General features: G+C 67.6%; 9 protein-coding genes. All 9 read right to left on the bottom strand.

Features of this window, described 5'->3' with window-relative positions; all coding sequences use genetic code 11:
* Nucleotides 1-117: 117 nt before the first annotated feature.
* The gene (gene nifK / locus GH815_RS18385; protein WP_153750182.1) at nucleotides 118-1,656 is read right to left on the bottom strand and encodes a nitrogenase molybdenum-iron protein subunit beta; all 1,539 of its coding nucleotides are present in this window, start codon (nucleotides 1,654-1,656) and stop codon (nucleotides 118-120) included.
* 92 nt (nucleotides 1,657-1,748) lie between these two features.
* Nucleotides 1,749-3,218: a nitrogenase molybdenum-iron protein alpha chain gene (gene nifD / locus GH815_RS18380; RefSeq protein ID WP_153750181.1), complete on the bottom strand. Its 1,470-nt coding sequence runs from the start codon at nucleotides 3,216-3,218 to the stop codon at nucleotides 1,749-1,751.
* A 69-nt stretch (nucleotides 3,219-3,287) separates the two neighbouring features.
* Complete coding sequence (gene nifH / locus GH815_RS18375) at nucleotides 3,288-4,163, bottom strand: nitrogenase iron protein (protein ID WP_153750180.1); 876 nt, start codon at nucleotides 4,161-4,163, stop codon at nucleotides 3,288-3,290.
* A 259-nt stretch (nucleotides 4,164-4,422) separates the two neighbouring features.
* Nucleotides 4,423-5,250 (bottom strand): SIR2 family NAD-dependent protein deacylase, encoded by an 828-nt coding sequence (locus GH815_RS18370; protein WP_343030965.1) that lies wholly within the window; start codon nucleotides 5,248-5,250, stop codon nucleotides 4,423-4,425.
* A gap of 5 nt (nucleotides 5,251-5,255) precedes the next feature.
* Nucleotides 5,256-5,465, bottom strand: a complete 210-nt coding sequence (gene nifT, locus GH815_RS18365; protein WP_153750179.1) for a putative nitrogen fixation protein NifT — start codon at nucleotides 5,463-5,465, stop codon at nucleotides 5,256-5,258.
* Nucleotides 5,462-5,740 (bottom strand): nitrogen fixation protein NifZ, encoded by a 279-nt coding sequence (locus GH815_RS18360; RefSeq protein ID WP_153750178.1) that lies wholly within the window; start codon nucleotides 5,738-5,740, stop codon nucleotides 5,462-5,464. Before GH815_RS18360 ends, nifT begins: the two co-directional genes overlap by 4 nt.
* Nucleotides 5,727-6,500 (bottom strand): 4Fe4S-binding leucine-rich repeat protein, encoded by a 774-nt coding sequence (locus tag GH815_RS18355; protein WP_153750177.1) that lies wholly within the window; start codon nucleotides 6,498-6,500, stop codon nucleotides 5,727-5,729. The genes GH815_RS18360 and GH815_RS18355 overlap by 14 nt, the downstream gene beginning before the upstream one ends.
* A gap of 4 nt (nucleotides 6,501-6,504) precedes the next feature.
* Nucleotides 6,505-6,699 (bottom strand): 4Fe-4S binding protein, encoded by a 195-nt coding sequence (locus GH815_RS18350; protein ID WP_153750176.1) that lies wholly within the window; start codon nucleotides 6,697-6,699, stop codon nucleotides 6,505-6,507.
* Between the two features lie 24 nt (nucleotides 6,700-6,723).
* Entirely contained in the window at nucleotides 6,724-8,199 is a 1,476-nt protein-coding gene (gene nifB, locus GH815_RS18345) for a nitrogenase cofactor biosynthesis protein NifB (RefSeq protein ID WP_153750175.1), read from the bottom strand.
* Nucleotides 8,200-8,255: the final 56 nt, after the last annotated feature.

The following is an 8,255-nucleotide window of genomic DNA, read 5'->3' as shown; positions in this document are numbered from 1 at the left end:
TGGGGGGCAGAGTCAGGCGCGGCAGGTTTGCAATATCCCCTGCCGCGCCTTGCGAAGCGTTTGCTTCGCGGGGGTCCCGGCGCTGGGACAGGGGTGCGCCGGGGCCTTTTTTGTGGGTTATCGGGTGAGGTCGAAGGAGATGTCGGTTTCGCCCAGGGTTCCGGTATCGGTGTCGATCTTGTCGAGGACGGTGTCGAGGATCTTGACCAGCACGTTCAGGCCGCCCTGGTATCCCCAGGTGGGGAAGCGGTGGTGGTGGTGGCGGTCGAAGATCGGGAAGGTGAGGCGGATCAGCGGGATGCCGAGATCGCGTTGCAGGTACTTGCCGTAGCTGTTGCCGATCAGCATGTCGGTGGGCTCGGTTGCGAGGATCGAGCGCAGGTGCCACAGGTCCTTGCCGGCCCAGACTTGGCAGCCCTGCCCGAAGGGCGAGGAGGCCAGCAGCGCCTGCATCTGCGCGGCCCATTCCCTGGTGCCGTTGGTGGCCAGGCAGTGCCGGGGTTCGCCGCCGGTTTCCATCACGAAGCGGGCCATCGCGTAGACGAAGTCGGGATCGCCGTAGATCGCGTAGGTCTTGCCGTGCAGATAGGCCTGGCTGTCGGCCATCGCGTCGACCAGGCGGCCGCGCTCCAGCGTCAGGCTGTCGGGGATCGGCTTGCCCGACAGCTCGCTGAGCGTCATCAGCAGCTCGTCGGTGCCCGCCACGCCCATCGGGTAGTGCAGGGCGGCGGTCTGCTGGCCCTTGTCGGCGCAGAATTCCAGCGTCTTGCGGGTGCAGTATTCCTGCATCGAGATCGTCGCCCTGGCGTTCAGCGCGGCGCGGGTATCTTCAAGCGTGGTGCCGCCGGCATACATGCGGAACTCGCCATCCGAGGGGGTGTCGTAGACATCCGACACGTCCGACAGGATGGTGCAATCGACGCCCATCGCAGCCAGGATGCGGTTCAGCTCGCGGATATTGCCCACGGCATAGCCGTCGAAGCCGGGGATGATGTTGATGCTGTCGGTTTCCTGACGCTCGGCATCCTTCCAGAAATAGGTCAGGATGCCCTTCTGCATGTTGTCATAGCCGTCCACATGGCTGCCGACGAAGGCGGGGGTGTGGGCGAAGGGCACGGGGAAGTCCTGGGGGATGGATTCCTTGTCGCGCGACTGGATGATGAAGGAGTTGAGGTCGTCGCCGATCACCTCGGCCATGCAGGTGGTCGAGACCGCGATCATCCTGGGCTGGTAAAGCGCATAGGTATTGGCCAGGCCCTCGACCATGTTGGTCAGCCCGCCGAACACCGCCGCATCCTCGGTCATCGAGGAGGAGACCGCCGAGGAGGGCTCCTTGAAGTGGCGCGACAGGTGCGAGCGGTAATAGGCCACGCAGCCCTGCGAGCCGTGCACGAAGCTCATCGTGCCCTCATAGCCCGCGGCGGCGAAGACCGCGCCCAGCGGCTGGCAGGCCTTGGCGGGGTTGATGACCAGCGCCTCGCGGGCGAGGTTCTTTTCGCGGTACTCCCACGACTTGGTCCAGTCGAGGATTTCCGTCACCTGCGGCGCGGGCGGCGCGTTCTCGAACGTCTCGCGCTTGGCTTTCAGCATCTTCTGGTATTCGGGCTCGTGGAACAGCCTGGTGTGGTCGAGCACCTTGTCTGCCGATTGGGGCATCGTCGTGATCCTTGTCCTGGCCCGTCCGCATTCCGGGACGCCGGCCGAAAGGGTTGAGGGGAAGCGGGGGCAGGCAGCCCCCGCCGGGGCCGTCAGGCCGATTTCTTCCAGGGCGCGTCGAACAGGCCCCAGACCGGGTTGTTGATCGCCAGATCCATGTCGCGGGCGAAGATCGCGAAGCCGTCATAGCCGTGATAGGGGCCGGAATAGTCCCAGCTGTGCATCTGGCGGAACGGGATGCCCATCTTCTGGACCGGGTATTTCTCCTTGATGCCGGAGCCGACCAGGTCGGGGCGGATCTGCTCGATGAACTTCTCGAGCTCGTAGCCCGTGACGTCATCGTAGATCAGCGTGCCTTCCTTGATGTATTCGCCGGTGCGCTTGTAATCGTCGCCATGGGCGAACTCGTAGCCGGTGCCGACGATCTCCATGCCGAGATCGTGATAGGCGGTGACGACGTGGCGCGGGCGCAACCCGCCGACATAGAGCATGACCGACTTGCCCTCGAGGCGGGGCTTGTACCTGGCCAGCACCGCATCGACCAGCGGCTGGTACTTGGCGATCACCGCCTCGGCCTTGTCCTGGATCGACTTGTCGAACTTGGCGGCGATGGCGCGCAGGCTGGCGGCGATCTGGCTCGGCCCGAAGAAGTTGTACTCCATCCAGGCGACGCCGTGCTTCTCTTCCATGTGCCGGCAGATGTAGTTCATCGAGCGGTAGCAATGGATCAGGTTCAGGCGGGCCCTGGGGGCGTTCTCGATCTCGGCCAGCGTCGCATCGCCCGACCACGAGGCGATCACGTTCAGACCGATCTCTTCCAGCAGGATGCGCGAGGACCAGGCATCGCCGCCGATATTGTAGTCGCCGATGATGTTGACGTCATAGGGGCCGGGCTCATGGGCGCTCTCGCCCGCCTCGAACACCCAGTCGCGGATGCAGTCATTGGCGATGTGGTGGCCCAGCGATTGCGACACGCCGCGGAAACCCTCGCAGCGCACCGGCACGATGGTCTTGTTGATATCCTTCTTCTTCTTGCGGGCGACCGCCTCGATATCGTCGCCGATCAGGCCGATCGGGCATTCGGACTGCACCGAGATGCCCTTGGCCAGCGGGAACAGCGTGTTGATCTCGTCGATCGTCTTTTCCAGCTTCTTGTCGCCGCCGAAGACGATGTCCTTTTCCTGGAAATCGGTGGTGAACTGGAAGGTGACGAAGCTGTCCACGCCGGTCGTGCCGGTATAGTAGTTGCGCCGTTGTGACCAGGAATAATGGCCGCAGCCGACGGGGCCGTGGCTGATATGGACCATGTCCTTGATCGGGCCCCAGACCACGCCCTTGGAGCCGGCATAGGCACAGCCGCGGATCGTCATCACGCCGGGGACGGACTTGATGTTGGATTTCACCGTGTCGCATTTCGACACGATCTCGGTCTCTCCTTCGGGCGCGGGGGCGGCCACGCCCAGGTGCTTGGCGCGCTTCTTGGCCGCCTTGGCGGGATAGGCGGAGAGGACCTCTTCGATCAGCTTCTCGGGCGCGATCGGATCGGGAATGTCTTTGGCCATCATGGGCTCCTTCGGGCAGGATGGGCGGGCAGGATGGGAGGGGCCGGCGCGACGGCCGGCCCGCTGGTCTCAGGCCTCGGCCGCGGCGATGGCGGCGAGCCGGTCTTCCTCGGACTGCATGATGCCGAAATCCATCAGCATCTCTTCCAGCTCTTCCATGGTGATCGGGGTCGGGATCACGCCCTTGCCCGAGTTCTCGTGGATCTTGCGCGCCAGCTCGCGGTACTCGTTGGCCTGCTTGCTGGTGGGGGCGTACTGGATCACCGTCTCGCGGCGCAGCTCGGCATGCTGCACGATATTGTCGCGCGGCACGAAGTGGATCATCTTGCAGCCCAGGCGCGCGGCCAGGGCTTCGGCCAGTTCCAGCTCGCGGTCGGTCTTGCGCTCGTTGCAGATCAGCCCGCCCAGGCGCACGCCGCCCGAGTTCGCGTATTTCAGGATGCCCTTGGCGATGTTGTTGGCGGCATAAAGCGCCATCATCTCGCCCGACATCACGATGTAGATTTCCTGCGCCTTGTTCTCGCGGATCGGCATGGCGAAGCCGCCGCAGACCACGTCGCCCAGCACATCGTAGGACACATAGTCCACGTCGTCATAGGCGCCGTTCTCTTCCAGGAAGTTGATCGCGGTGATCACGCCGCGCCCGGCACAGCCCACGCCCGGCTCCGGCCCGCCGGCCTCGGTGCACTTGATGCCCTTGTAGCCGACCTTCATCACGTCCTCGAGTTCCAGATCCTCGACCGATCCGGCCTCGGCGGCCAGGTGCAGCACGGTGTCCTGCAGCTTGGTGTTCAGGATCAGGCGGGTGCTGTCGGCCTTGGGGTCGCAGCCGACGATCAGGATCCGCTGGTCCAGCTCGACCAGGGCGGCCAGGGTATTCTGCGAGGTGGTCGACTTGCCGATCCCACCCTTGCCGTAAAAGGCGATCTGTCTCAGTGCGCTCATGGGGGTCTTCCTTTGCAGCTCGTTTCGGTTCCGTGTCGCGAGAAGGCGTCGCGGCCACTCTCGCCCCTTTCGAAGCAGGAAACGTGCCAACCCCCTGCACCCCCCTTTCCCCCATGTTTCCTGCCCCCTGGCCCGGCGGCCGCGAGGTGCGCGCGATGTGTCGAACCCGACAAGGCCACGACAAACGCGCCCCGGCAGGGGCGTTCCGTCCGAACGAAAGGAAAGGGAGGGGGCGGCGCGCGGGCGGCGCCGGGGGCGGTCAGGCCGGGGCGGCGATCGCCCCGGTGACGGCGGCAAGCGGCAGGTCCAGCCGCTCGATGCCCATCTCGTCGAGAAAGCGCTGTTCCATCCGGCTCAGCGGACCCTCGATCACCGCGGCATGGCCGGGGGCGGAGCGTTTCGCGATCTGGCGCGCGAAGCTGCGCAGCATCTGGTCGTCGAAGCGGCAGCCCAGGAACAGGAAGGGCCGGCCGGTGCGGCGCGCGCGCACCTCCTCGGGGATCGGCGTCTGGATGTCGATCTCGGTCAGAACCTCGACATAATCGCTGTCCGAGATCAGGAACGACCCGCCCGGCCGGATCAGCCCGTGCGGCTTGTAGACCAGCATCTGCCAGGCCGGATCGGGCGCCGCGCCGATCGCGCGGCCGGCGCCGTCAAAGGCCGCCGTCCAGACATCGCGCCATTCGCCCGCCCGGCTGATGCCCTGCACCCAGCCCCAGCCTTCGGGGCCTGCGGTGGCCGCCGCATCGAGCATCTGGCCGTCATACCAGGCATCCACAACCAGCGGCGGGCGGACCCGCGCCAGCCAGCGCTGCACCGGCCCGGGCGCGGGGCGCGCGGCAAAGACCTCCTGCACGATCGCCTCCAGCGTCCGGCGGAAGCGGCGGTTCTCGACGAATTGCGCCACCGACCACAGATTGCCGCTGGCCCGTTTCGGCGCGCGCACCTTCGCCTCGATCGCCGCGCACAGCGCCTGCGGCGAGGCGGGCGGGCCATCCTCGGCCAGCGCCGCAGCCCCCGCGCCCAGATAGGGCACGCGCACGCCCCGCGCGACCTCGTCCAGAAGCTGCGACAGTGCCGCCGCCACCCCCGCTACTCCACCGACAGCCGGCGCGCCTCGACGGTCACCGGCAGTTTCGGCGCCTCCTCGAAGGCGGGCATCTCGAAGGTCCAGCCATTCGACAGCTTCGCCCAGCCGCCCCAGATGCCCGGAAGCTCTGCCTCCACGATCAGTTCCTCCAGATCCTTCTTGGGCACATAGACCTCCATCCCCTTCGGGGTTTCGCGGACCATGATCTTCATCGGGCGCTCTCCTTCTCGAGGCTGACAAGTTCGTCGCGGCGCATGCCGACGATCGCACGGCTGTCGACGAAATCGACGGCATAGATGTAGAACTGGTTCAGGAAGGTGCCGATGTCGCGGACATAGCCCTCCTCGCCCTTCCTGACGACGAACTCGCCGATCTCGCGGCCGGGCACCGTGCCGTCATTGCGGATATGTTTCAGGCAGCGCACCTTTTCGCCGGGGGCGAAGGCGGGCGGGCCATAGATCTCGATTTCGCGGTCATCGCTCGACATCGGGTTCCCTTTCGGCGGAAAGCTCGGCCAGCCGCGTCGCGGCAGCCTCGCGGACGGGGGCTTCGGGATCGGCCAGCAGGCGCCGCGCCAGCCCGGCCCCGGCGCGTTCGGCCACGGCATGGCGCACCCGCATGTCGGCATCGGCCTCCAGCACGCCCAGCCGCTCGGGCGCCAGGCGCCGCGCCACGGCGCGGCGCACCAGCGGATCGGGATCGGCCAGCAGCGCCTCGAGCCAGCGCAGCCCGATGCGCCCGGCCACCATCCGGCGGATCTCGGGATCGGGATCATGCAGCAGAAGCGGCAGAACCCCCGGATCGGCACGCCGCGCCACGACCAGCCGCACCTGCGCATCGGCATCGTCCAGCAGCGGCGCCAGGTCGGCAAAGGGCAGCCGCCAGGCCAGCGCGATGCGCACCTCGCGGTCGGGATCGCGGAGCAGCGCCCGCGCCTGCGCCGCGGGCAGGCGCAGCACCGCGACCGCGCGCACCTGCGCATCGGCATCGTCGAGCAGCGGGCGCAGCCGGAACACGCTGGCCACCCGCGCGGCATGCGCCCGGGTGCCGGGACCGGGCGCGTCAAGGCACAGATCGGCGGCCTCGGGGTTCATCGTGAAGAACCGCGCGATCCGCGGCGCATAGCGGTCGAAGGCGCAGGACCAGCCCGGGGCGCATTGACGCCGGGTCGGCAGATCGCCAAAGCGGCAGGCGGCGCAGTCCAGCGGCCGGCCCAGCCAGTCCAGCGCGTCGGGACCGCCCGGCATGCCATCAGCCCGGCACGCAGGTGCCGGGCACCGGGCAGATCTCGGCGCATTGCGGATTGTCGAACTGGCCCGCGCATTCGGTGCAGAGCCCCGCGTCGATCACATAGCTTTCGCCCTGCATCCCGATCGCGGCATTCGGGCATTCGAACTCGCAGGCGCCGCAGGCGGTGCATTGCGCGGTCACGATCCGGTAGGCCATCGCCCGTCCCCTTTCCCTGCCGCCTCAGGCCCGCCGGGCCGCGGCCGGACCCGCCGCCGCGGCCCGGGCGGCCAGCACACCGGCAATCGCCGTCTCGATATAGTCGCGCGGCGTCTCGACCGCCTCGATCCCGGCCGCGGCAAGCCGCGCCTTCGGCCCCGCGCCGATCCGCGCGCAGAGCACATGCGAGACATCCTCGAGCACCCGCACGATCTCGTCCATCCGCTCGGAAACGCCGCTGCCGCCGATGCAGTAATTGTCCGCCCGGCGATGCCCGACAAAGCGGATGCCCGCCGCGTCGGCCTCGTAGATCTGGAACTCGGTCGCATGGCCGAAATGCTGGTTCACCCGCCCCGAGCCGCGGGTGCACACGGCAAACAGCACCGGCGCCGCGGGCGCAGGCGCCGCCGCCTCGGCCCGCGCCGTCGCCGCCGCGCGGTCGCGCCGCTCCGTGGCCACCCAGTCGCGATAGGCCGCGCGCGCCTCGGGCGTGTCCTCGATCGCCTCGGGCAGCTTGTCGAGCGTGAATTCCTGCCCCCGGTCCTCGCCCAGAAGCCCCACCGCATCGGCCCGGCACTGCCGGCAATGCCGCATCAGGTTCGCCCCCCCCGCACAGGCCTCCTGCACCGCCCTGAGTTCCGCCGCCGTCGGCCCGCGCTGGCCGCTCAGCCCGAAATGGGTGCCATGCGCCGGGTCCGAGATCAGCGGCATGATGTTGTGCAGGAACGCACCGCGCGCCTTGACCGCCTTGTTCACCTCGATCAGATGCGCGTCGTTGAGGCCCGGGATCAGCACCGAGTTCACCTTGACCAGAACGCCGCGCGCCGTCAGCATCTCCAGCGCCTGAAGCTGGCGGTCGCGCAGGATCGTCGCCGCCTCGAGCCCCGTCCGCCGCTTGCCCTGGTAGAAGATCCACGGATAGATCTGCTGTCCGATCTCGGGGTCGATCGCGTTGATCGTGATCGTCACATGGTCGATCTTCATCGCCACGATCTCGTCCACATGATCGGGCAGCGCCAGACCGTTCGAGGACAGGCACAGCTTGATGTCGGGCAGCCGCGCCGCAACCAGATCGAAGGTCGCCCGGGTCCGCCGCCAGTCATAGGCCGCATCCCCCGGCCCCGCGATGCCCAGGACCGACAGCTGCGGCACCTCGGCCGCCACCGCCAGAACCTTGCGCGCCGCCTGCTCGGGCGTCAGCCGTTCCGACACCACGCCCGGGCGGCTTTCATTGGCGCAATCATATTTGCGGTTGCAGTAATTGCACTGGATGTTGCAGGCCGGCGCCACCGCCACATGCATCCGCGCAAAATAATGATGCGCCTCCTCCGAATAGCAGGGGTGATCCTTGACCTTGGCCCACACCGCCGGGTCCATGTCCGCAGGCCCCGCCTTCGAGCCGCAGGACGAGGCCGAACACCCCCCCTGCGCCAGCGCCTCCCCCATCTCCTGACGCGAGGACAGCGACAGACCGGATATCGGGATCAGCGGCGCGGACATGGGCAGGTCTCCTGTGCCTTGAATGTGCGAAAGGGAAGAAGCACAAACCATGCCAA

Source organism: Rhodovulum strictum (genome assembly GCF_009649175.1).
GTDB classification, from domain to species: Bacteria; Pseudomonadota; Alphaproteobacteria; order Rhodobacterales; family Rhodobacteraceae; genus Rhodovulum; species Rhodovulum strictum.
The sequence above is the reverse complement of the archived record's forward strand: the minus strand, read 5'-3'. Positions and strand labels throughout refer to the sequence as shown.